Here is a 22,514-nt window from a genome sequence, read left to right on the forward strand (position 1 = left end):
GTTTAAATATGTTTAATTGTTGGTCTAAATTAATTGAATGTTGTTACAATTGAAAACAAAAATTACTTTTTAACGTTTCTGACTGGCCAAAATTTTTACGAAAACTCTTTTCTGCTTCCTTATAATGTTGAAAAGGGTACTTTATGATTAGTTTTATTTCTAATGAATAGCTTGAAACAGCTGTTAACATTGTAAAACTTGTAAATTGACAAAAAAGTAGTAATTTGTGGGCTCATATTTTTTAGTATGTTTAAATTTGCAACTTTATTTTAATAAAATAACAATAGTATGTATCATTCAAAAATAGCAGGATTAGGTTATTATGTTCCCGAAAACGTGGTGACTAATGATGATTTATCGAAAATCATTGACACCAATGACGAATGGATTCAGGAGCGAACAGGAATTCAAGAGCGTAGACACATTATAAAAGGAGAAGATACAACAACTTCTATGGGCGTGAAAGCGGCTAAAATTGCGATTGAGCGTTCAGGTGTTGCTGCGGCGGATATTGATTTTGTAGTTTTTGCAACATTAAGTCCTGATTTTTATTTCCCAGGGCCAGGAGTTTTAGTACAACGTGATTTAGGTTTAAGAACCGTTGGCGCATTAGACGTAAGAAATCAATGTTCTGGATTTATTTATGCTTTATCTGTTGCAGATCAATATATCAAGACCGGAATGTATAAAAACATATTGGTTATTGGGTCTGAGGTTCATTCTACAGGATTGGATATGACGACTCGTGGACGTGGTGTTTCGGTAATTTTTGGAGATGGGGCAGGAGCAGCTGTTTTGAGTAGAGAAGAAGATTTGACAAAGGGAATTTTATCTACGCATTTACATTCTGAAGGGCAACATGCCGAAGAATTAATTGTAAAAGCTCCAGGAATGGGAGGGCGTTGGGTGACTGATATTTTGGCAGACAATAATCAGGATGACGAAAGTTATTTTCCATATATGAATGGGCAATTTGTATTTAAAAATGCAGTAGTTCGTTTCAGTGAAGTTATTAATGAGGGATTGCAAGCGAATAATTTAGAGGTTTCGGATATTGATATGTTAATTCCGCATCAGGCAAATTTGAGAATTTCACAGTTTATCCAAAAGAAATTTAACTTGACAGACGACCAAGTGTATAATAATATTCAAAAATACGGAAATACGACTGCAGCTTCTATTCCAATTGCTTTAACCGAAGCTTGGGAAAAAGGAAAAATAAAATCAGGTGATACTGTTGTTTTGGCAGCATTTGGAAGTGGTTTTACATGGGGAAGCGCTATTATTAAATGGTAAATAACGGTGACAAAATAGTATTTCAATAGTACTGTTCTTATAAAAATATTCAAAGTCTGCACAATCCATTGTGCAGACTTTTTTATTTGAATACGATGTTTTAGATTTGAGGAACCAAATTAAAGTAGAAAGAACTAATATAAAATCGAAAATATGACAAACCGTAGAAATTTTATACGAACAGCGGCGATTGCTTCTGCAGCTGTTGCGTTAAATTCATTTAAAGGGAAACCAGAAGAAGAAAATGATTTTTCATCAAAAAAGGGGAGTAAACCCATTGTACTTTCTACATGGAATTTTGGAATACAAGCCAATGCAGCTGCTTGGGAAGTTTTAAAAAATAATGGAAGAGCTTTAGATGCTGTAGAAGCAGGAGTTAAAGTTCCCGAAGGTGATCCAAAAGAACGAAGTGTAGGATATGGCGGAAGACCGGATAGAGATGGTCGTGTTACACTTGATGCTTGTATTATGGATGAAAATGCAAATATTGGATCAGTTGGGTGTTTAGAATTTATAAAACATCCTATCGCTGTGGCTCGAGCGGTGATGGAAAAAACGCCGCACGTAATGTTAGTGGGTGATGGAGCGCTACAGTTTGCACTTTCTCAAGGTTTTGTAAAAGAAAATTTATTAGTTGAAGATTCTGAAAAAGAATGGAAGGAATGGTTGAAAACTAGTCAATATAAACCGATTGCCAATATAGAAAATCACGATACTATCGGGATGATTGCTTTGGATGCTAAAGGAAATCTTTCCGGTGCGTGTACTACAAGTGGAATGGCTTTTAAGATGCATGGACGTTTAGGAGATTCACCAATTATAGGAGCTGGTTTGTATGTTGATAATGAAATTGGCGCTGCCACTGCCACTGGTCATGGTGAAGAAGTGATACGTATTTCAGGTTGTCACTTGGTTGTCGAATTGATGCGTCAGGGGAAATCGCCACAAAAAGCCTGTGAAGAAGCGGTTGCCAGAATTGTAAAATTAACAAAGAATAGAAATAAAGAACTAAAAGACATTCAAGTTGGTTTCATCGCCTTGAATAAAAAAGGGGAATATGGTTCCTATTGCATTCAAGGAGGTTTTAACTACGCCGTTAATGATGCAACGGGAAACCGATTAATTGATGCCGATTATTTTTTGAAATAAATGAAAAAAGGGAGACTGGAGATAGCGTGTTTTAATCTTGAATCGGCTAGGATAGCTCAAGAAAATGGTGCCGATAGAGTAGAATTGTGTGACAATATGAAAGAAGGCGGGACAACGCCAGATTTTGAAATAACTAAAGCTGTCCGTGATATTCTGTTTATCGATTTGAATGTAATGATTCGACCTCGTGGTGGAAATTTTGTTTATTCTGATTTTGAATTTGAACAAATGAAAATTGAAATTGAGCAGTTCAAAAAACTAAAAGTTGATGGTTTTGTTTTTGGAATTTTAAAAGAAGACGGTAGTCTTAATAAAGAACAAAATGCGGAATTAGTAGCGTTGGCAAATCCACTTCCGTGTACGTTTCATCGTGCTTTTGATGGAATTAAAAATAAATTTCAAACTCTTGAATCTCTAATTGAATGTGGTTTTATAACCATTTTGACTTCTGGAGTAGAAACAAATGTAGTAGAAGGTATTGATGCATTGGCCACATTAGCAGAAAAGGCAAAAGATAGGATTACCATCATGCCGGGTGGTGGTTTGCGTTCCACGAATATTGGAGTATTAAAAGAAAAAACGAAAGCTGTTTTTTATCATTCCTCTGCTATAACGGACTCAAGTGAAATAGCAAATGGTAATGAAGTAAAAGCGTTGAAAGCTAATTTGTAATAATTGTAAAAGAGTAATTCTTTAAATCGAAAAACCCGGAGTTGGCATACTCCGGGTTTTTCTTGCTACAACAAAATATTAAAACTAATTTTTATAAGCATTATGTTTCTCGTTTAAAACAATCCTCCACCGTCTTGTTTGGTGTTGTTGTCTCTTTGTTTGCGTTGTAAACTTTTGTTTTTTCCTGCACCAAAGATGTAGTTGAAACCAACATAAACCGATTGGCTTTCCCAAGTAAATTGACCTACTTGCGGATAAGGGTTTTGTCCATCAAAACCAGCTTTCATAGTGTCGAAAACATCATTGAAACGAAAACTTAACGTGGCTTTGTCTTTTAGGAATGAATAACGTCCGCCAGCATCAATTTTATACATTTCTTTACCGTTAAATTGCACACCGTCAACCCCAGATCTGTAGAATCCGAATAAAAGGAAACGAAGGCTTTTAGTTGCTTTGAAATTACTGTTGAAACGGGCATTGAAAGCTGATGCAGTAACTTCTTTGGAAACCAAATCAAATGAATTGCTTGTTGAATTAAATACTGAAACCAATCCTTTTTGGTTGATACTAGAAAAATCTATTGCCGGTTGGATGTCCCACCAACTATTGATTTTGTAGTTTAAAGAAACTTCAAAACCATAGGCTGTGTTGTTGTCGAAGTTATCAAAACTCATAATTTGTTGGTCCTGATTTTGTGGATCTGGATAGAGAATTCTGTTGATTTCGTTATTGATGCTTCGCACAAAAAGACCTGTGGTGAATGATCCTTTAGTAATTGTTTTAGTATAATTTAATTCAATCGAATTGGTAAATTGTGGATCTAATTCAGGATTTCCTATTGAGGTTACTCTTGGTGTGCTGAATTCTCTGATGGGTTTAGTTTGGTCTAAACTAGGTCTGTCTACACGGCGGCTGAAACTGATTTGAAACTGATTTTTGTCGGTTGGAGAATAAGTCATCGAAGCCGAAGGATATACAGTGAAGTAATCATCCTTGTAAGCAGTAGCGCCGTTTAACATTGCACTTACCTTGTAACTTTCAAAACGAGCACCCAATTGGTATCCTATTTTTTTGAATTTCTGTCCAAAGGTAGCATAAGCCGAATAAATATCTAAATCATAGGTGTAATCAGAATTTGATAAAGAACTGTTGTTGGTGATGTAATTGTTTTCGGTTCTTACAATTCTACTTTCGGCACCTAATTCTAGCTTAGTCTTGTCATTTAGCGGATTTACATAATCTAAATTGATAGTAGAATTTCTTCTTTTTTCGTCAAGATTATCGGTATAAGAGCTAGTAGGAATACTTGGATTATTAAAAGTAGTTCTAAAGTCAGCATTTTGATTTTCAGAATAGATACTGTGGTTTATTTCTAAATCCAGTGTTTCTCCCTCTTTTTTGGTTAGATGTTTGTAAACTAAATTATAAGTACCGTCCGTATTATCTGAAAAGTATTTAGAATTCAGTAGCAAATTTTGTGAGGCATCAGGATTTACAATGTTCACATCCACAATACCATCTCCAACAAATATGTTTTGATTTGTATAGGCAGAAATAGTGTTTTTGTCATTGATATAATAATCCATTCCAATTTTGAACAAATGAGATTTGTTATCATTTACAATATCAAACATTTGATTAGATTTGTCGTCAAGTCTTGAGATTTGTCCTTCATTGAATCGTTTGCCAAAATTATTCCCATAAGTGGAGAAAAAGTTCACTTTACCGGTTCTATAATTCATGTTAATCGAGTTGCTAATCTTTGGTGTTTGTGCAAAAGTTAGACCCGTATTAACGCTGGCATTAAATCCGTCATTTGCATTTTTATGTAAAACGATATTGATAATTCCAGACATTCCTTCAGGATTGTATTTGGCACTTGGATTAGTGATTAATTCAATTTTTTTAATAGAAGTGGATGGAATTTGTTTCAATAATTGCGAAGCTTCAATATTGCTCGGACGACCATCTACTAAAACACGTACGTTTTCGTTGCCGCGTAAGGATAATTTTCCGTCCTGATCTACATTTACAGAAGGAATATTATTCATGATTTCGGATGCGGTTGCACCAGCGGTAGTCAAGTCTTTTCCAACATTGATTACTTTTCTGTCAATTTTTTGTTCAATAGTAGAACGTTCCGCTACTATTTCTACACCTTTTAGTTGTACGGCATCTTCTTCTAGTGCAATTGTATTAAAATTGATGCTATTGTCTTCTGATAGTTTTGCCGATTTTGAGATTGTTTTGTAACCTATAAATTGGATTTCAACGGTGTAATCTTTTAAAGCTAAATTTTTTATTTGAAAAGTCCCCTTGTCAGATGTGATGCCACCAGTAATGACTTTATCATTTTCCTTAACCACAATATTTACATACGGTAATGGTTCGTTAGTCTTTTTGTCAGTGATTTTTCCAGAGATAATTCCAGAGTTTTCCAGAATTGTCGGTTTGACCGAAGTTTGAGCCTGCATCGAAAACAACGTTCCGAAAAAGCAGATTAAAAGTAATTTAAGTTTCATGATTGAGTTTGATTTAATTGATTGATGATGCAAATATATTCTTTTATATAATACTATGTTAAACATAATACCTTTTTTAGTAATATTTAACATTTTTTAACAAATACGAAATATTAAAATTTACTTAATAGACTTCTGAACATGGATTTTGTTACATCGATTTTTGAAAAAAATATGGATTTATACCTTAAACAAGGTTAAACACTTCATTTTTAGGTGTAAATTATCTTGTTTTCCAATTTTCAAATTACTGCAATATGACTATCTTTGCAGCCTTAAAACCAATACACGAAATGACATTACCACAAATTCTTACGCCCTCTATTGAAAAAGCTGTAAAAGTCTTGTTCGACGTTACGATTGATAAAGTTGAATTTCAAACTACACGCAAGGAATTTGAAGGGGATATTACAATGGTTATTTTTCCATTGTTGAAAGTTGTTAAAAGCAATCCAGTAGAATTGGGAAATAAAATAGGAAACTATTTAGTTGAAAATTTAGCTGAGGTAAGTCGTTTTAATGTGGTTTCCGGATTTTTGAATATTGTTATTTCAGATGACTACTATTTGGATTTCTTCGGAGAAATAAAAGATGATGTTAAATTTGGTTTCGTTACTCCATCCCGAAGCTTCGGGACAGAAGACAAAGCGGTAATGGTGGAATATTCTTCGCCAAACACTAATAAACCCTTGCATTTAGGTCACGTACGTAATAATCTTTTGGGATATTCAGTAGCGGAAATTATCAAAGCTTCGGGTAAAAAAGTGTATAAAACTCAAATCATTAATGATAGAGGAATCCATATTTGTAAATCGATGTTGGCTTGGCAAAAATTCGGAAACGGACAAACGCCGGAAAGTACAGGTTTAAAAGGAGATAAATTAGTTGGAAATTATTACGTAGCTTTTGATAAAGCATACAAAGAAGAAATAGCGCAATTAATGAGCGCAGGCAAAACGGAAGAAGAAGCCAAGAAACAAGCGCCAATCATTCTGGAAGCACAAGAAATGTTGTTGAAATGGGAAGCTGGAGATGATGCAGTTATCACGCTTTGGAAAACTATGAATCAATGGGTTTACGATGGTTTTGCAAAAACCTATAAAAATCTTGGTGTTGATTTCGATTGTTTTTACTACGAAAGTAACACGTATTTATTAGGGAAAGATGTCGTTCAGATTGGTTTGGACAGAGGCGTTTTCGAAAAAGATCCTGACGGTTCTGTTTGGATTGATTTAACGGACGAAGGTTTAGACCGTAAAATTGTTTTGCGTTCAGATGGTACTGCGGTTTACATGACGCAGGATATTGGAACGGCGATTCAGCGTGTGAAAGATTATCCAGATGTTGGCGGAATGGTGTATACGGTAGGAAATGAGCAGGATTATCACTTTAAAGTGTTGTTTCTTATCTTGAAAAAATTAGGTTTTGACTGGTCTAAAAATTTATTCCATTTGTCTTACGGAATGGTAGATTTGCCTTCGGGGAAAATGAAAAGTCGTGAAGGAACTGTTGTTGATGCCGATGATTTGATGCAGGAAATGGCAGATACAGCACAAAAAATTGCAGAAGATTTAGGGAAATTAGACTCCTATTCTCCAGAAGAAAAAGCAAAATTATACAACACGATTGGTTTAGGCGCTTTGAAGTATTATATTTTAAAAGTGGATCCTAAAAAACGAATCCTTTTTAATCCGGAAGAATCGGTAGATTTTGCTGGAAATACTGGGCCGTTTATTCAATATACGTACGCCAGAATTCAATCGATTATTCGTAAAGCAAATTTTGACTTTTCGAATAAATCAAAAATGACTGTGCTTCATGAAAAAGAAAAAGAACTAGTAAAACAGTTAGAATTGTTCCCTGAAGTTATTCAAAATGCAGCGCAGCATCACAGTCCTGCTTTGCTTGCAAATTTCACTTATGATTTAGTTCGTGAATACAATTCGTTCTATCAAGCTGTTCCTATTCTTGGAGAAGAGGATTTAGAGAAGAAAATTTTCAGAGTTCAATTATCTAAAAAAGTAGCAGATACTATTGCAGCTTCATTTAGATTGTTAGGAATTAACGTTCCGGAGAGAATGTAATATTTTTTTAAGGCATTCATTGTGAAAATAATATTTTTTTGGTGCATTTAGTATCAAATAAATATTTTTATCATGAAAAAGATATTTTTTTACCCGCTTTTGTTTGGTCTGTTTTTGCTGAATGTAGCCGGAACATGCTGTGCTGATGATCCCGAAGTAGTATCTGTTGAAAAGAATAATCTGGCACAGGTAAACAGTATACTAAGTCAAGGAAATTGGAAAGTGAGCTATTTTCTTGATAAAAATAGTAATATGACCAATGAATATTTAGGATATAATTTCACTTTTGGAACGAATGAAATTTTGACTTCCAGCAATGGTGAAAATATTTTTACTGGAAATTGGTCCGTTGTAAAATCGAATAGTATTGATGATAATCCAGATAATGATTTGGATTTTGCCATTTCGTTTTCAAGTCCGGATAAATTAATTGAGTTAACGCAGCATTGGGATGTTACTGAAATTACGGAAACTAAGGTTCGGTTAAAAAGTAAATCTGGCAATGTTGATGGAATCAATTATTTGACTTTCGAAAAAAAATAAATTTATATCGTTTAACGATTTAGTAAAACTTTAGAAACAGTCTCAAAAAAGGCTGTTTTTTTTATAATATTATGAATACAACTTCAAAATCAAATGCTTAAATTTGCATCTCAAAATAAATTAATACTATGTTCGATAATTTAAGCGATAAACTAGATAAAGCCTTTCATATACTTAAAGGTCATGGAAAAATCACCGAAGTAAATGTAGCCGAAACGCTAAAAGAAGTTCGTCGTGCCTTGCTTGACGCCGATGTCAATTTTAAAATTGCCAAAGATTTTACCACTAAAGTAAAAGAAAAAGCAATAGGTCAGGATGTATTGACTACCCTTCAACCAGGACAATTATTGGTTAAGTTAGTAAAAGATGAATTGACAGAATTAATGGGTGGTGATGTTGCCGGAATCAATCTTTCAGGGAATCCATCGATTATTTTAATGTCAGGTTTGCAAGGTTCAGGGAAAACTACTTTCTCAGGAAAATTGGCAAATTATCTTTTAACAAAAAAGAATAAAAAACCATTATTGGTTGCGTGTGATATTTACCGTCCTGCGGCGATTCAACAATTATATGTTGTTGGAGATTCAATAGGAGTAGAGGTTTATTCAGAACCAGAAAATAAAAATCCAGTAGAAATTGCTCAAAATGCAATCAAGCATGCTAAAGCAAATGGATTCAATGTAGTGATTGTTGATACTGCGGGTCGTTTAGCAGTCGATGAGGAAATGATGAACGAAATTGAACGCGTTCATAAAGCGATTCAACCTAATGAAACTTTGTTTGTTGTTGATGCAATGACAGGTCAAGATGCAGTAAATACGGCAAAAGCCTTCAATGAAAGATTAAATTTTGATGGTGTTATTTTAACCAAATTAGATGGTGATACGCGCGGTGGAGCAGCAATTTCGATTAAATCGGTTGTTAATAAACCAATCAAGTTTGTAGGTACTGGGGAAAAGATGGATGCAATTGATGTGTTCTATCCAATTCGTATGGCCGAAAGAATATTGGGGATGGGAGACGTTGTGTCTTTGGTAGAAAGAGCCCAAGAGCAATTTGACGAAGAAGAAGCAAGAAAAATCCAAAAGAAAATTGCTAAAAACGAATTCGGTTTTGATGATTTCCTTTCTCAAATTCAACAAGTAAAGAAAATGGGTAATATGAAAGACTTGGTTGGAATGATACCAGGTGCTTCAAAAGCCATGAAAGATGTTGAGATTGAAGACGATGCTTTCAAACATATTGAAGCTATCATTCATTCGATGACTCCAATTGAAAGAAGCAAGCCGGCTTTGATTGATGTAAAAAGAAAAGCTCGAATTGCTAAAGGTTCAGGAACCAAAATTGAGCAGGTAAATCAATTGATGAAGCAGTTCGAACAAATGAGCAAGATGATGAAAATGATGCAAGGCCCAGGAGGAAAAAACCTCATGAAGATGATGGGTGGCATGAAAGGTGGAATGCCAGGAATGAGATAAAAATGAGTCAAAAGTCGAAAGTCTTAAGGTTGTAATGACTTTAAGACTTTCGGCTTTAAAACTATAAACTAAATTAAAATGCAACTACTAGACGGAAAAAAAACAGCGGAAGATATTAAGACTGAAATCGCTGCAGAAGTACAAAAAATGAAAGACAATGGGGATAAAGTACCTCATTTAGCAGCCGTTATTGTTGGTACTAATGGAGCCAGCTTAACTTATGTTGGCAGTAAAGTGCGGTCTTGTCAGCAAATTGGTTTTGAATCTACTTTAGTGGCATTGCCAGAAACGATTACTGAAACAGAGTTGCTTTCAAAAATAAAAGAACTAAATGAAGATAGTGATTTAGATGGTTATATTGTTCAATTGCCGTTGCCCAAACACATTGACGAGCAGAAAATCCTGATGGCTATAGATCCTGATAAAGATGTGGATGGTTTTCATCCTGCCAATTTCGGAAAAATGGCTTTGGAAATGGAAACCTTTTTGCCCGCAACTCCTTATGGAATAATGGAATTGTTAGAGCGTTACAAAGTAGAAACTGCTGGTAAACATACCGTAGTTATTGGACGAAGTCATATTGTGGGTCGTCCCATGAGTATCTTGATGAGTCGCAAAGGATATCCTGGTGATTCAACGGTAACACTTACGCATAGTAGAACCAAAAATATTGAAGAATACACCAAAAATGCTGATATTATTATCACCGCTCTTGGTGTTCCGAATTATTTGAAAGCCGATATGGTAAAAGAGGGAGTGGTAGTAATTGACGTTGGTATTACCAGAGTAGAAGATGCCTCACACCCAAAAGGATATGTAATCACGGGTGATGTTGATTTTGAAAATGTAAGTAAAAAATCATCTTTTATCACTCCAGTTCCAGGTGGAGTAGGGCCTATGACCATTGCAATGTTGTTGAAAAACACGCTTTTGGCAAGGGAAATGAAAAGAAATAAATAAAAAAATAGTTTTTAATTGATAGCCTTAAACATACGTTTAAGGCTTTTTTTATTTTAAAATGTATAAAATTCTGATAATTGATGTTAAAACGGAATTTAAAGAATACTTTTGCACCACTTAAAAAAAAGACCTTTAAAATGGACGATTATTATTCGGAAATGTTGAACTAATATAGCTCTTGAACTATTTTCAAGATGCTGTAAATAAACCTATAGAATTTTGAAATGAGAACTTTTTACAAAAACAATAACGGATTAATTGCCACTACAGAATGGACTCCAAACTGCTGGATAAATATTGAATGTCCTACCGAAGCAGAAAAAAAATATTTACTCGAAGACTTACAAATTCCCGAAGCATTTTATAACGATATTGAAGATATTGACGAAAGACCAAGGATAGAAATTGAAAATGGTTGGACTTTGATAATCATGCGAATTCCTGTGAAGAGTAATGATGTAAAATTACCTTTTCATACAATTCCTGTCGGAGTTGTTTTTAAAGGAGAAGTTTGTATGACTATTAGTTTTCATAAAACGGAAATGCTTACGGATTTTGTTACTTATACCAAACGCAAGAATATCAACATTAAAGACAACTTCGATTTAGTGTTGAAGTTATTGCTTTCTTCCAGTGTTTGGTTTTTGAAATACTTAAAGCAAGTCAACCAAAAAATAAAATTAGCCGAGGACAATCTAGAAAAGTCAATTAAGAATGAAGAATTACAGGCTTTACTACAAATAGAAAAATGTTTGGTATTTTTCATGACTTCGTTGAAAGGTAATGATATTTTGTTGCATCGAATCAAGAATATAAAATCTCAAAAGGAACATTTTGATTTGGATTTATTGGAAGATGTTGAAATTGAATTGCGTCAGGCGCAAGAAACCACTAATATTTACAGCGACATCTTGACCGGAACTATGGATGCATATGCTTCTGTGATTTCTAATAATATGAATACGATTATGAAGCAGATGACTTCAATCTCGATAATTCTGATGATTCCAACATTGATTGCCAGTTTGTATGGAATGAATGTCCCTAATGATTTAGAAGATAACCGCTATGGAATATGGATTGTCATTTCTGTATCTATTTTGTTATCTGCTTTTGGTGTGTTTTTGTTCAAAAGAAAAAGATGGTTTTGATCTTATAATTAACATTTATAATCTTACTTTTTTTGACATTTCATGAAATAGTTTTTATATATTTAGACAAATAATTAAATATTATAAAAATGAAAGTTTCAAACAGAGACATAAAAATATTTTTCTTAGGATTTGCTACGCTTTTTATCATAGAGTCAATCTACGATTGGGATTCTACTATTGGTTCTTTTAAAAGAGGTTGGGATTCTGTAGGCTCAAAATAGATTTTGAGAAAAAGAAATCTTTACAATAACTTTTCCTTTAAATAGAGGGTATTTCCATTGTATAAACATACATTTTATAAAATTTATTAAAATTAAATCGATTTCTATTTTGAAATCTAAAAATAATAAATAACTTTGTAATTCAAAGTACTTTATTTATGAGTCAAAAGCTTCAAGAAGATTTATCACATATTCGTTCCATGATGGAGCGCTCTTCAAGATTTATTTCGTTAAGTGGCCTTTCAGGAGTATTTGCCGGTTTATTTGCTTTGGCTGGGTCAATTTATGCCTATCAGCTGTTTAAGTATAATGGCATTGAATATTTTGATGGTAAGCAAAAAAGCTACAGTTATGATTTAATAATCGAACTGGCATTCATTGCTTTGGCAATTTTGGTCTTAGCATTAGGATCGGGTATATTTTTTACTTTGAGAAAAAGTAAAAAGTTTGATTTACCGGTTTGGACTAATACTACTAAAAAAATGTTACTGAATCTAGCGATTCCTTTATTGGTTGGAGGCGTGTTTTGCATGGCACTTTTGTACCACCAGTTATTTGCTCTTATTGCTCCTGTCACTTTATTGTTTTATGGTTTAGCACTTATTAATGCTGGTAAATATACTTTTTCGGACATTAGATATTTAGGTGCATGTGAGATTGTTTTAGGTTGTATTTCCCTTTTTTATCTTGGGTTTGGACTTGTTTTTTGGGCAATAGGATTTGGAATTTTGCATATCCTTTACGGAATAATTGTGTTCAAAAAATACAAATAGAAATGAGTATCATTGATAAATTAAATAAAGATTTCGAAAGTCGAGTCAGATTAGGCATTATGTCTGTTTTGATGGTTAACGATTGGATTGATTTTACTGAAATGAAATCTTTATTGAATATTACCGATGGTAATTTAGCAAGTCATTCTTCTGCATTGGAAAAATCAGGATATATAGAAGTAAAAAAGGAGTTTGTAGGTAAAAAACCAAAAACCTCGTATCGTGTTACCAATATGGGTAGAGCAGCTTTTGTTTCCCACTTAAATAGTCTAGAAAAATTAATCAAATCGAAATAACCCTTTTTTTAACTTAATACTTTGAAATGCAAAGTACTTTTAAATTTTTTACTATGAAAAAACTACACTTTATTTTAGCCAGCAGTTTGGTTTTTACACTGCTTTTTTACAACGAAGATTTGGGTCTTAATTGGGCCATTTTCGGGATGATGCAAACCGCCTTAATATGTTATTTCTTCCAAGAGAAATTTACCAGTAGGTTGCATTTGGTTTTAGTGGTTACATCGGTTCTGTCTTGTTTTGCGTTTGCCTGGTATGGAGATTTTCCGTCGTTTTTAGCTATGGCTTTGTCGATTATCTTTTTACAATTCAAAACCCAGGAACCAAAACTTAAATTGTTACAGGCTATTCCTTTGGTGTTTATCAACGGAATCGCTTCGTTAGGTCGCATATTGATGTTCAGTCAATATCTTCCTAAGCGAAAAGTCAATAACGGTTTTGCTAAAAAACTGATTGCTTATTTTGTTATTCCAATCCTATTTCTTGGATTGTTTTTAATCGTGTATTCTTTTGGAAGCGATCATTTTTCGTCTTTGTTTACCGGTTATTATTTAGATATTGATGCGTGGCAAGCATTTGTACTTACCGTTTTAGGATTTTTTATTTCATTCACTTTCTGGAATTATTGGATTCCTGAGCTTTGTTATGAAAAGAATGATTTACTGGACAATGATTTTAAGGAAGAAGCCAAAACGCAAAATCAAAATTCATTTTCGTTTCTGGATATTGATTTTGAAAGAAGAAGTGGCGAGATTACGTTATTTCTTTTAAATGCGTTGCTTTTGATTTTCATTGCAACTTATAATTACGAACAGTTTTTTGAAGTGGTCAAAAAATCTAACTTAAGTTCTGATACACACGAAAGAGTAAATGCCGTTATTCTCTCAATCATAATGGCAGTTGGTGTTATTTTATTCTATTTTAAAGGAGGATTTAATTTTGATGAAAAAGCTAAAAATCTTAAAAAATTAGCTAAGATTTGGATTCTTTTAAACGGAATTTTAATAATATGTACTATCATCAAAAATACAGAATACGTTTCGTTTTTCGGATTGACTTATAAAAGATTGGGTGTTTATGCTTTCTTGATTCTAGCCATAATTGGATTGGTTATTTCTTTTATAAAAATCACCAAGCAAAAAACAAATGCTTTTCTTTTCAATCAAATGATTTGGTATTTCTACGGGACAATCCTACTATGCAGTTTTGTCAACTGGGGAAATCTGATTACCAATTATAATATTTCGGTAAACAAAGGTGTTGAACAACGTTTTCTGAGAAGTTTAAACTTTAATGATAAAGCCTATTATGATTATTTTAAACTTCACCCGGAAGAGGTGGAAGACAAATACTACTATAAAGAGGGTTATGTAAAGCGTGTTCAAAATGAAACGATTTTGTCGAGATCGCTCTATTTTGAGTTTTTAAAAACTAATAAATAAAAAAAAAATCCCATCAGCGGCGGCGGATGGGATTTTTATATTTTTAATAATCGCCTCTTTTTTTAAATCTGGGATCATCTCTCTTTATGAATTCAGTCCTTCTTTTTGGCGCTTCTGTTTTAGGTAAACTGGCTTCTTCTGTTTTGCTTGAAGGTTCAATCAATTCGTTTAATTCTTTGATTTCAGCATCGGTCAAATCACGGTAACGTCCCACAGGAACATCAAGTGAAATATTGATAATTCGGATGCGTTTTAGAGCCGTAACATCATATCCTAAATATTCTGTCATTCTACGAATTTGACGGTTTAAACCTTGTGTTAAGATAATTTTGAAAGTGAATTTACTAATTTGTTCCACTTTACATTTTCTCGTAACGGTATCCAAAATAGGAACTCCATTTCCCATTCTTTCGATAAAACGATCGGTGATGGGTTTGTTTACAGTTACCGTATATTCTTTTTCGTGATTGTTTCGCGCGCGTAATATTTTATTAACGATATCACCGTCATTGGTCATGAAAATCAAGCCTTCACTGGCTTTGTCTAATCTTCCGATAGGAAAAATACGTTTGGGATAATTGATGTAATCCACAATATTATTACGAACATCAAGGTTTGTGGTACACTCGATTCCTACAGGTTTATAGAAAGCAAGATAAACGGGTTTCTCATTTTTCTCACGGATTAGTTTACCGTCAATACGCACTTCGTCATTTGGGGAAACTTTTGTGCCTAATTCGGGAACGACTCCATTGATGGTCACACGACCTTCTTCAATGATTTTATCAGCTTCGCGACGGGAACAATACCCAGTTTCTCCTATGAATTTATTGAGGCGTTTTAAATTTTCTTCCATACTGCAAAAGTAGTACTAAATTGTTTAATCGTTTATGCGGTTATTTGTTTATTTGAAAAAACAGGAAATATGTAAAAAATTTCGCAGATGTTTTATTTAGTTATCCGATTCAAATAAAAAATCAGATACTTTTTGATACAATTCGGCGTCATGCATACTGTGTCCTAAGCCTTTGGTTTCAATAAAAACTGCATTTTCCCATGCTCCAGCAATTTTTTTTCCTTCTTCGAATAAAACTACCGTGTCGTCAATATCATGAGCAATTAGTCCTTTTATACTTATTTTAGAAGCAAATAATTTACCTGAAAATTGTTCCAGACTGAGTTTGAAATTATTTAGATAATGATCTTCTAAGGATTTTGAAATTTTAGCATTTAAACTCAATAACGCAATGTAATTGTTTAATATGATATTGAAGTCACTCGGAGATCCTAGAATCACCATTTTTTTTAGGGAGTCATTTTGATAAACAGATTGGTAATACAAACAGGTTTTTCCGCCAATAGAATGACCGATAAGATATTGAGGTTTGAATTTTTCGACAGCAATATGAATAAATTCCGCATATTTAGGAATGCTAAATTCTTTTCCGCTGGATAATCCATGAGCAGGACCGTCAATTGCAATAATGGTACTTCCTGATTTTTTTAGATACGGAAGTAAGTTTCCCCATCGAGAAGCATTGCTTTCCCAGCCGTGAACTAAAAGTATTACGGTGTCATTCCCTTTCCAGGTATAAGTGTGAAAGGAATGTTCTTCATTTTGAAACGTTTCAGATTGTGCTTCTTGTAGAATTTCCGGAAGACTGGTTTTTGATAACTTGCCTTCTCGAGGTTCACTAAAAAAGGCATACGCAAGTTGCGAAGCTTTTTTTGGAAATACAAAACTCAAAAGGTTAATGTATATCCCAATAGATTTAGTGAATATAAAAAATAATATTTTTTTCATAAAAAAAAGTCCCGATGTGTATCGGGACTTAAATGTAATTAGAATTTAGAAAACAACTGTTCCATTTTCTCTTTTTCTTCGTCAGCTAATACGCTGTCTACTAATATTCTTCCTGAATGTTCATCAGTAATGATTTTCTTTCTTGAAGCAATTTCTACTTGTGTCTGTGGAGGAATAGTAAAGAATGATCCTGCAGATGCACCTCTTTCAATAGAAACTACTGCTAAACCATTACGAACGCTAGTTCTGATTCTAGTGTAAGCAGCTAATAATCTTTCTTCGATTAATCCTTGGTATTCAGCTGATTTTTCAGATAAGAATGCTTCTTCTTTAGCAGTTTCAGCCATGATAGCATCTAATTCTGATTTTTTATGCTTCAAGTGATTAGATTTTGCTTCTAATCTTTCTTTTGAATTTGAAATTACTTCTTTCTTGTGTTCGATAGAAGCTTTCATTTCTTTAATTTGTTTTTCAGACAATTGAATTTCTAATTCTTGAAATTCAACTTCTTTAGTCAACGAATTAAATTCTCTGTTGTTACGAACCGTTTCTTGTTGTTTCGTATATTTTTTGATAGCCTCTTTGTGCTCATCAATTGCATTCTTTTTTACCTTGATAAGATCTTCGATAACTTCAAGTTCACTTTTCAATTTTTCTGAACGTGTGCTTAAACCAGCCACTTCATCTTCTAAATCTTCCACTTCTAAAGGAAGTTCTCCTCTTACGTTTCTGATTTCGTCAATTCTAGAGTCAATAAGTTGTAAATCGTAAATTGCTCTTAACTTGTCCTCAACACTTAATTCTTTCGTATTCGCCATATTCTATAAGTACTTAACTGGATTTGAATTTTCTTCTGATAAAATAACTGCAAAATTAAGGATTTTTTTCCGAAGATACTCAACAATATAATTTTTTGTATAGCGTTCGCTTTCAAAATGTCCAATATCAGCTAATAGTAGTTGATTTTCGGCTTCATAAAACTGATGATATTTTAAATCGGCAGTCAAATACGCATCTGCTCCAGCCTGAATCGCATTTTTTATCGCAAAACTTCCTGCTCCGCCAAGAACGGCTACTTTTTTTATTTCTTTTCCTGTGAAGTTAGAATGTCGAATGCCACCGCATTCCATTTTTTCTTTCGTAAAAAGGAGAAACTCTTTTTCACTCATGGGATTTTTTAATTCGCCAATCATTCCCAAACCAATATTTTGATGCTTGTTTAGCAATTCATAAATCTCATACGCGACTTCTTCATACGCATGACTTTTGAATAATGCTTTCAGGATTTTGTTTTCCAAATGTTTTTCGAAAGTGACTTCGATTTTAATTTCGTCGCCTTGTACAAACTCAAACCGTTCTCCAACTTGTGGATTGCTGTGTTCGTTTCCCATGTAGGTTCCAACTCCTTTCGAATTGAAACTGCAATTTTCATAATTTCCAATCGTTCCGGCTCCGGCATCAAATAATGCATTTCGCACCTCTTCTGCATTTTCAGGAATTGTATATGTCACTAATTTCCGAATGAAATTTTCCTTCGGAATTAGGATTTTAGTATTTATCAATCCTAATGCTTCACTGAATATTTTATTCACGCCTTCTTGATGATTGTCTAAAGCGGTGTGAACGGCATAAATGGCAATGTCATTTTTTATGGCTTTAATTACGGCTCGTTCTACGTAGTTTTTTCCCGTTATTTTTTTTAAACCCGAAAATAATATGGGATGAAAACAAACCACCATATTGCAATTTTTTGCAATCGCTTCTTCAATTATATTTTCTAAAGCATCATGGCAAACCAGAATTCCAGTTGCTTCAGATTCTTGGTCTCCAACCAATAATCCCACATTGTCAAAATCTTCAGCATAGGCGAGTGGTGCCATTTCTTCGAGTACGGAAATTATTTCTTTGATTTTACTCATCGTTTAGTTTTTTAGTATTTGTGACCCGAGCCTAAAAGGCTAACGGATGCAATAATCTTCGATTTCATAACATCAGATTCTTGATTGTTTAATTCTGGAATTTCGAATAAACAAATTAACGAATAAACAAATCAACTTTAAAATAAAATATTCTACTTTCGTATAATGAATTTACTGCGAAAATTACTGTTTCCGTTTGCCATTTTGTATGGTTTGATAACGAGTATTCGGAATTTTCTTTTCGATAAAGGGATTTTAAAATCGTATTCTTTTGATTTGCCCGTTATTGCTGTTGGAAATCTTAGTGTTGGCGGAACCGGAAAAACACCTCAAATTGAATATTTGATTCGCTTGCTTTCGAATAAATATAAAATTGCTACGTTAAGCCGCGGGTATAAAAGGCAATCTAAGGGTTTCATTTTGGCGGAAGCCAATACAAATGCAGCTATTCTTGGCGATGAACCTTTTCAGTTTTTTCAAAAATTTCCTTCAATACAAGTTGCAGTTGATGCTGATAGGAAAAATGGAATAGAACAATTGCTTTCGCAACAAGAAAAACCAGAAGTGATTCTGCTTGATGACGCTTTTCAACATCGAAAAGTAAAAGCAGGTTTTTATATTTTGCTCACTTCTTACGGTGATTTGTATTCGGATGATTTTATGTTGCCAACTGGAAATTTACGAGAAAGCCGAAGCGGAGCAAAAAGAGCGAACGTTATTATTGTAACCAAATGTCCTTTTAATCTTTCGCTCGAACAACAGGATGATATTAAGAACAGATTAAAAGTTTCTGAAGATCAGGAATTGTACTTTACTTTTATTGCATACGAAGATTTTATTTATGCAGAGAATAGGAAGATAAATGTAAATGAAATTCAATCGGCGGCTAAATTACTGGTGGCAGGAATTGCAAAACCGGAACCGTTTTTTGCCTATTTGCAAGATACCAATGATGTCTGTTTGTCTTTTCCGGACCATCATAATTTTACCGATAAAGACATTTTGGAAATTAAAAATTTAGCTCAAAACAATATTATTATCACTACCGAAAAAGATTATGTACGATTAAAAGGAAGTTTGCCAAGCGAACAACTTTTTTATTTACCAATACAAAGTTCTTTCGTTTCGGGTCCCGATTCCGAAGTGTCGGAACGGAGAGATAATTTTGATAAAACAATTATAGATTATGTGGGAACAAGTACAAGAAACGGTAAGTCAGATTAAAGGGAAAATCAATTTCACACCAGAATATGGTGTGATTTTAGGTTCAGGTTTGGGGAGTTTTACAGATGAAATGAAAGTAGAGTATACGTTGCCTTATCATGAAATTCTAAACTTTCCTGTTTCGACAGTGCAAGGTCATAAAGGGGCATTGGTTTTTGGAACAATAGGAGATAAAAAAGTTGTTGCTATGCAAGGACGATTTCATTTCTATGAAGGATATTCTATGACTGAAGTTACTTTTCCGGTGCGAGTGATGAAATTTTTAGGAGTTGAGAAATTAATAGTTTCAAATGCTTCGGGTGGTGTAAATCCAAGTTACAAAGTGGGTTCTATTGTCATGATTACAGATCATATCAATATGACACCGGAACATCCTTTGCGTGGAAAAAATGACGAACGTTTTGGACCTCGTTTTGTAAACATGAGTGAACCGTATTCGAGAAAAATGATTGCTAAAGCTACTGAACTGGCTAAAGTATTGAACATCGAAGTTCATGAAGGAATTTATCTGGGTTTACAAGGGCCAACTTTTGAAACCTTGGCTGAATATAAAATGGTAAAAATTCTTGGTGCAGATTGTGTAGGAATGTCTACTGTTCCCGAAGTGATTGTGGCGCGACATATGGATTTGGAAACATTTGGTATTTCAGTAATTACTGATATGGGAAATGAAGAAAGTATTGGGACTATTTCACATGACGAAGTATTGGAAGCAGCAAAAAAGGCAGAGCCAAAAGTAAGAAGTCTTATTAAAGAATTGATTTTAAACTATTAGAAATCTAAATATATTCAGCGATTACACTGTAAAATTCCTCTGGCACAAATGGTTTAGTGATTACTTCATTCATTCCGAACGATAAAAGCATTTCGCGGTTTTCATGTAATGAGATTGCAGTAAGAGCAATGATAGGAGTAACCTTGTCAAATGTTCGTATTGTTTCCGTTGCAATTGTTCCGTTTATGCCAGGTAAGTGAACATCCATAAGAACTAAATCGAATGTATTAGTTTTTAATAAATCGATTGCTTCCTCACCGTTGTCAATTATTTCGCAGATAATTCCTTTATTATCCAACATTTTCTGGGTAATCATTTGGTTGATTTTATTATCCTCAACCAACAGAATTTTCTTGTTTACTAATTTAGCGGCATCGTATTTTATCATTGGTTTTTTCTCAATTTGAGATTCCTGTTGCGGACTTATTTGAAATTCTAAGTTAAATGAAAATGTAGAACCTTCGCCTACCACACTTTTAAGTTTGATATGTCCGCCAAGGATTTTGATTAATTTTTTTACGATAGTCAATCCTAAACCGGTTCCGCCATATTTGCGATTCACTTCTATGGAGCCTTGCGAAAAACTATCAAAAACACTACTTAATTTGTCTTCTGGTATTCCTATTCCGGTATCAGTTATTTCAAAATATAAAGTTGCTTTTTTATCCTCCAATCTTTCAAGATTGGTGATAACGGTAACGTTTCCGTTTTTTGTGAACTTTAGGGCATTGTTGATCAAGTTCATTATTATCTGTGATAATTTTGTTGGATCACCAATTAAATAATCCGGAATAGCAGCATCAACTTCAAGTTTAAAATCGTTGTTGTTCACCACAGCCAACTCTTTCAAAGAATGTTTGATGTCTTCCAATAATTTTTTCAGATTAAAACTGGTGTATTCAATTTCTGATTTGTGAGAATCAATTTTATTAATTTCTAAAATTTCATTGATGAATTTTGTCAAATAATCTCCTGAAAATTTTAAGGAAGATAAGTAGTCCAATTGATTTTTTTTTGGGTTTTCTTCCAATAATAAGTGAGTGATACCATTGATGGCATTCAATGGAGTTCGAAGTTCATGGCTTACAGTTGATAGAAATTCAGATCTCGCTTTGGATGCTTTTTCTGCTTTGTCTTTAGCAATTTCTAATTCTTTATTTTTTTCTTGCAACAATAAATTTGACTGATTTCTAATGATGTTATTTTTGTACAAGGATAGACTTAATAAAGATAAAATTGAAATTAAGGCAATGGCGAAAATACTGATTAGTTTAGAAAATTTATTAGCCTTTTCCTGTTCTTTATTTTCATAATTGGATTGTGCAATTTCTTTTAATTTTTCTGTTTCTTTGAACTTTTGGTAATCATCTATACCTAGTCTTTCATTGTTCAGAATTGTTATATTTTCTTTTAAATTGAGATGTTGTTTTAAATAGAAATAGGCGTTATTTTTATCTAACGTTTTTTCATAAACATCACTCAAGGCAAGCAAAATATTTGATTTCTGTTCTAGGTTTTCAGATTTACTGTTTAATTCTAATGCTTTATTCAGATAGTTTAAAGCTAAGTTGTTCCTATTTCTGCTGGCTTCAATTTTTCCTATTTGATAAGTGGCTTCTGCTTTAGTGTTTGTCAAAGCTGCATTGTCAGGCTTTGCAATTATAACTTTAAAAGAAGATAATGCTAAATCTAATTTATTCTTTGATTTGTAAATGAGCCCTTTTTGAAGGTTAAATAATTCAGCAGTATCAGGAATTCGTAATTTATCATTGATAGATTTTGCCCTCTCAAAATATATTGAAGCTCTGTCATAATTTTGCTTTTGCATGTAGCACAAACCAATATGATAGTAGGTTGCAGAACGCTCTAAACTGGGCTCAAAATTCGAAAATAATGCAGCACTTTTCAGTAACGTTTCTATTGCATCATCGTATTTTTTTAAATCAAAATAAATTTTTCCAAGATTACAAGTTTGCTGCGCTTGGTCTTTAATATTCTTGTTTTTTTCAGCGTAATCTATTGCTTTTTGAGTATGCAATAACGCCTCTTTATAATTATTTGTCTGAATATTAGAATTGCTTAAACTGCTGTAATATGCTGTGCTGTCTCTTTCCTCATTGGGCTGAGAATACAATGAAGAGTAAAAAAAAACAATAAAAGCAAAAAAATACTTCATTAACAACTGAATTTTTTCTTGGGGTT

Annotated in this window: 20 protein-coding genes; 14 read left to right on the top strand and 6 right to left on the bottom strand. The window is 33.4% G+C overall.

The annotated features are described in order from the left end of the window. Nucleotides 1-288: 288 nt before the first annotated feature. The 3 genes from C8C87_RS03060 (at nucleotide 289) to C8C87_RS03070 (ending at nucleotide 3,117) form a co-directional block, all read left to right on the top strand. Nucleotides 289-1,296, top strand: coding sequence for a 3-oxoacyl-ACP synthase III family protein (locus C8C87_RS03060; protein ID WP_121341075.1), 1,008 nt, complete (start codon nucleotides 289-291; stop codon nucleotides 1,294-1,296). A gap of 153 nt (nucleotides 1,297-1,449) precedes the next feature. After that, nucleotides 1,450-2,445: an isoaspartyl peptidase/L-asparaginase family protein gene (locus tag C8C87_RS03065; protein WP_121341076.1), complete on the top strand. Its 996-nt coding sequence runs from the start codon at nucleotides 1,450-1,452 to the stop codon at nucleotides 2,443-2,445. Continuing rightward, complete coding sequence (locus tag C8C87_RS03070) at nucleotides 2,446-3,117, top strand: copper homeostasis protein CutC (protein ID WP_121341077.1); 672 nt, start codon at nucleotides 2,446-2,448, stop codon at nucleotides 3,115-3,117. 113 nt (nucleotides 3,118-3,230) lie between these two features. On the opposite strand, the gene C8C87_RS03075 is transcribed toward C8C87_RS03070, so the two are convergent. Then, the gene (locus C8C87_RS03075; protein WP_121341078.1) at nucleotides 3,231-5,639 is read right to left on the bottom strand and encodes a TonB-dependent receptor domain-containing protein; all 2,409 of its coding nucleotides are present in this window, start codon (nucleotides 5,637-5,639) and stop codon (nucleotides 3,231-3,233) included. 293 nt (nucleotides 5,640-5,932) lie between these two features. Here C8C87_RS03075 and argS point away from each other — a divergent pair, with 293 nt between their 5' ends. From argS to C8C87_RS03115, 9 genes are all read left to right on the top strand, one after another. After that, nucleotides 5,933-7,723 carry an arginine--tRNA ligase gene (gene argS, locus C8C87_RS03080; protein ID WP_121343275.1) on the top strand — a complete coding sequence of 597 codons (1,791 nt, stop codon included), beginning with the start codon at nucleotides 5,933-5,935 and terminating at the stop codon, nucleotides 7,721-7,723. A gap of 72 nt (nucleotides 7,724-7,795) precedes the next feature. Further along, nucleotides 7,796-8,266, top strand: coding sequence for a hypothetical protein (locus C8C87_RS03085; protein WP_121341079.1), 471 nt, complete (start codon nucleotides 7,796-7,798; stop codon nucleotides 8,264-8,266). Nucleotides 8,267-8,394: 128 nt separating this feature from the next. Next, nucleotides 8,395-9,744 carry a signal recognition particle protein gene (gene ffh, locus C8C87_RS03090; protein ID WP_099713305.1) on the top strand — a complete coding sequence of 450 codons (1,350 nt, stop codon included), beginning with the start codon at nucleotides 8,395-8,397 and terminating at the stop codon, nucleotides 9,742-9,744. A 78-nt stretch (nucleotides 9,745-9,822) separates the two neighbouring features. Next, nucleotides 9,823-10,704, top strand: coding sequence for a bifunctional 5,10-methylenetetrahydrofolate dehydrogenase/5,10-methenyltetrahydrofolate cyclohydrolase (locus C8C87_RS03095; RefSeq protein WP_099713304.1), 882 nt, complete (start codon nucleotides 9,823-9,825; stop codon nucleotides 10,702-10,704). Between the two features lie 224 nt (nucleotides 10,705-10,928). Next, complete coding sequence (locus C8C87_RS03100) at nucleotides 10,929-11,855, top strand: magnesium transporter CorA family protein (RefSeq protein WP_121341080.1); 927 nt, start codon at nucleotides 10,929-10,931, stop codon at nucleotides 11,853-11,855. 89 nt (nucleotides 11,856-11,944) lie between these two features. Then, nucleotides 11,945-12,079 carry a hypothetical protein gene (locus C8C87_RS15940; RefSeq protein ID WP_255415443.1) on the top strand — a complete coding sequence of 45 codons (135 nt, stop codon included), beginning with the start codon at nucleotides 11,945-11,947 and terminating at the stop codon, nucleotides 12,077-12,079. 158 nt (nucleotides 12,080-12,237) lie between these two features. Continuing rightward, nucleotides 12,238-12,852, top strand: a complete 615-nt coding sequence (locus tag C8C87_RS03105; protein WP_121341081.1) for a hypothetical protein — start codon at nucleotides 12,238-12,240, stop codon at nucleotides 12,850-12,852. 2 nt (nucleotides 12,853-12,854) lie between these two features. Further along, the gene (locus tag C8C87_RS03110) at nucleotides 12,855-13,148 is read left to right on the top strand and encodes a transcriptional regulator (protein ID WP_099713301.1); all 294 of its coding nucleotides are present in this window, start codon (nucleotides 12,855-12,857) and stop codon (nucleotides 13,146-13,148) included. 53 nt (nucleotides 13,149-13,201) lie between these two features. Beyond that, nucleotides 13,202-14,590: a DUF4153 domain-containing protein gene (locus C8C87_RS03115; RefSeq protein ID WP_121343276.1), complete on the top strand. Its 1,389-nt coding sequence runs from the start codon at nucleotides 13,202-13,204 to the stop codon at nucleotides 14,588-14,590. A 43-nt stretch (nucleotides 14,591-14,633) separates the two neighbouring features. On the opposite strand, the gene rluF is transcribed toward C8C87_RS03115, so the two are convergent. From rluF to C8C87_RS03135, 4 genes are all read right to left on the bottom strand, one after another. Then, nucleotides 14,634-15,446 carry a 23S rRNA pseudouridine(2604) synthase RluF gene (gene rluF, locus C8C87_RS03120; protein WP_099713300.1) on the bottom strand — a complete coding sequence of 271 codons (813 nt, stop codon included), beginning with the start codon at nucleotides 15,444-15,446 and terminating at the stop codon, nucleotides 14,634-14,636. A 96-nt stretch (nucleotides 15,447-15,542) separates the two neighbouring features. Next, the gene (locus C8C87_RS03125; protein ID WP_121341082.1) at nucleotides 15,543-16,394 is read right to left on the bottom strand and encodes an alpha/beta fold hydrolase; all 852 of its coding nucleotides are present in this window, start codon (nucleotides 16,392-16,394) and stop codon (nucleotides 15,543-15,545) included. A gap of 38 nt (nucleotides 16,395-16,432) precedes the next feature. Continuing rightward, nucleotides 16,433-17,212, bottom strand: coding sequence for a zinc ribbon domain-containing protein (locus tag C8C87_RS03130; protein ID WP_099713298.1), 780 nt, complete (start codon nucleotides 17,210-17,212; stop codon nucleotides 16,433-16,435). A gap of 3 nt (nucleotides 17,213-17,215) precedes the next feature. Beyond that, nucleotides 17,216-18,313, bottom strand: coding sequence for a Nif3-like dinuclear metal center hexameric protein (locus C8C87_RS03135; protein WP_121341083.1), 1,098 nt, complete (start codon nucleotides 18,311-18,313; stop codon nucleotides 17,216-17,218). A gap of 165 nt (nucleotides 18,314-18,478) precedes the next feature. Here C8C87_RS03135 and lpxK point away from each other — a divergent pair, with 165 nt between their 5' ends. Continuing rightward, nucleotides 18,479-19,537: a tetraacyldisaccharide 4'-kinase gene (gene lpxK, locus C8C87_RS03140; protein ID WP_121341084.1), complete on the top strand. Its 1,059-nt coding sequence runs from the start codon at nucleotides 18,479-18,481 to the stop codon at nucleotides 19,535-19,537. Beyond that, entirely contained in the window at nucleotides 19,500-20,312 is an 813-nt protein-coding gene (locus C8C87_RS03145) for a purine-nucleoside phosphorylase (RefSeq protein ID WP_121341085.1), read from the top strand. Before lpxK ends, C8C87_RS03145 begins: the two co-directional genes overlap by 38 nt. Nucleotides 20,313-20,316: 4 nt before the next feature. Here C8C87_RS03145 and C8C87_RS03150 read toward each other — a convergent pair whose 3' ends face one another. Further along, nucleotides 20,317-22,488: an ATP-binding protein gene (locus C8C87_RS03150; protein WP_121341086.1), complete on the bottom strand. Its 2,172-nt coding sequence runs from the start codon at nucleotides 22,486-22,488 to the stop codon at nucleotides 20,317-20,319. Between the last annotated feature and the right edge of the window lie 26 nt (nucleotides 22,489-22,514).

Source organism: Flavobacterium sp. 120, assembly GCF_003633605.1.
Taxonomy (GTDB): Bacteria; Bacteroidota; Bacteroidia; order Flavobacteriales; family Flavobacteriaceae; genus Flavobacterium; species Flavobacterium algoritolerans.

What these genes read in the sequence shown, in the direction of transcription:
- C8C87_RS03060 (WP_121341075.1), top strand. Translation starts at nt 289, where the DNA reads ATGTATCATTCAAAAATAGCAGGATTAGGTTATTATGTTCCCGAAAAC.
- C8C87_RS03065 (WP_121341076.1), top strand. Translation starts at nt 1,450, where the DNA reads ATGACAAACCGTAGAAATTTTATACGAACAGCGGCGATTGCTTCTGCA.
- C8C87_RS03070 (WP_121341077.1), top strand. Translation starts at nt 2,446, where the DNA reads ATGAAAAAAGGGAGACTGGAGATAGCGTGTTTTAATCTTGAATCGGCT.
- C8C87_RS03075 (WP_121341078.1), bottom strand. Translation starts at nt 5,639, where the DNA reads ATGAAACTTAAATTACTTTTAATCTGCTTTTTCGGAACGTTGTTTTCG.
- argS (WP_121343275.1), top strand. Translation starts at nt 5,933, where the DNA reads ATGACATTACCACAAATTCTTACGCCCTCTATTGAAAAAGCTGTAAAA.
- C8C87_RS03085 (WP_121341079.1), top strand. Translation starts at nt 7,796, where the DNA reads ATGAAAAAGATATTTTTTTACCCGCTTTTGTTTGGTCTGTTTTTGCTG.
- ffh (WP_099713305.1), top strand. Translation starts at nt 8,395, where the DNA reads ATGTTCGATAATTTAAGCGATAAACTAGATAAAGCCTTTCATATACTT.
- C8C87_RS03095 (WP_099713304.1), top strand. Translation starts at nt 9,823, where the DNA reads ATGCAACTACTAGACGGAAAAAAAACAGCGGAAGATATTAAGACTGAA.
- C8C87_RS03100 (WP_121341080.1), top strand. Translation starts at nt 10,929, where the DNA reads ATGAGAACTTTTTACAAAAACAATAACGGATTAATTGCCACTACAGAA.
- C8C87_RS15940 (WP_255415443.1), top strand. Translation starts at nt 11,945, where the DNA reads ATGAAAGTTTCAAACAGAGACATAAAAATATTTTTCTTAGGATTTGCT.
- C8C87_RS03105 (WP_121341081.1), top strand. Translation starts at nt 12,238, where the DNA reads ATGAGTCAAAAGCTTCAAGAAGATTTATCACATATTCGTTCCATGATG.
- C8C87_RS03110 (WP_099713301.1), top strand. Translation starts at nt 12,855, where the DNA reads ATGAGTATCATTGATAAATTAAATAAAGATTTCGAAAGTCGAGTCAGA.
- C8C87_RS03115 (WP_121343276.1), top strand. Translation starts at nt 13,202, where the DNA reads ATGAAAAAACTACACTTTATTTTAGCCAGCAGTTTGGTTTTTACACTG.
- rluF (WP_099713300.1), bottom strand. Translation starts at nt 15,446, where the DNA reads ATGGAAGAAAATTTAAAACGCCTCAATAAATTCATAGGAGAAACTGGG.
- C8C87_RS03125 (WP_121341082.1), bottom strand. Translation starts at nt 16,394, where the DNA reads ATGAAAAAAATATTATTTTTTATATTCACTAAATCTATTGGGATATAC.
- C8C87_RS03130 (WP_099713298.1), bottom strand. Translation starts at nt 17,212, where the DNA reads ATGGCGAATACGAAAGAATTAAGTGTTGAGGACAAGTTAAGAGCAATT.
- C8C87_RS03135 (WP_121341083.1), bottom strand. Translation starts at nt 18,313, where the DNA reads ATGAGTAAAATCAAAGAAATAATTTCCGTACTCGAAGAAATGGCACCA.
- lpxK (WP_121341084.1), top strand. Translation starts at nt 18,479, where the DNA reads ATGAATTTACTGCGAAAATTACTGTTTCCGTTTGCCATTTTGTATGGT.
- C8C87_RS03145 (WP_121341085.1), top strand. Translation starts at nt 19,500, where the DNA reads ATGTGGGAACAAGTACAAGAAACGGTAAGTCAGATTAAAGGGAAAATC.
- C8C87_RS03150 (WP_121341086.1), bottom strand. Translation starts at nt 22,488, where the DNA reads ATGAAGTATTTTTTTGCTTTTATTGTTTTTTTTTACTCTTCATTGTAT.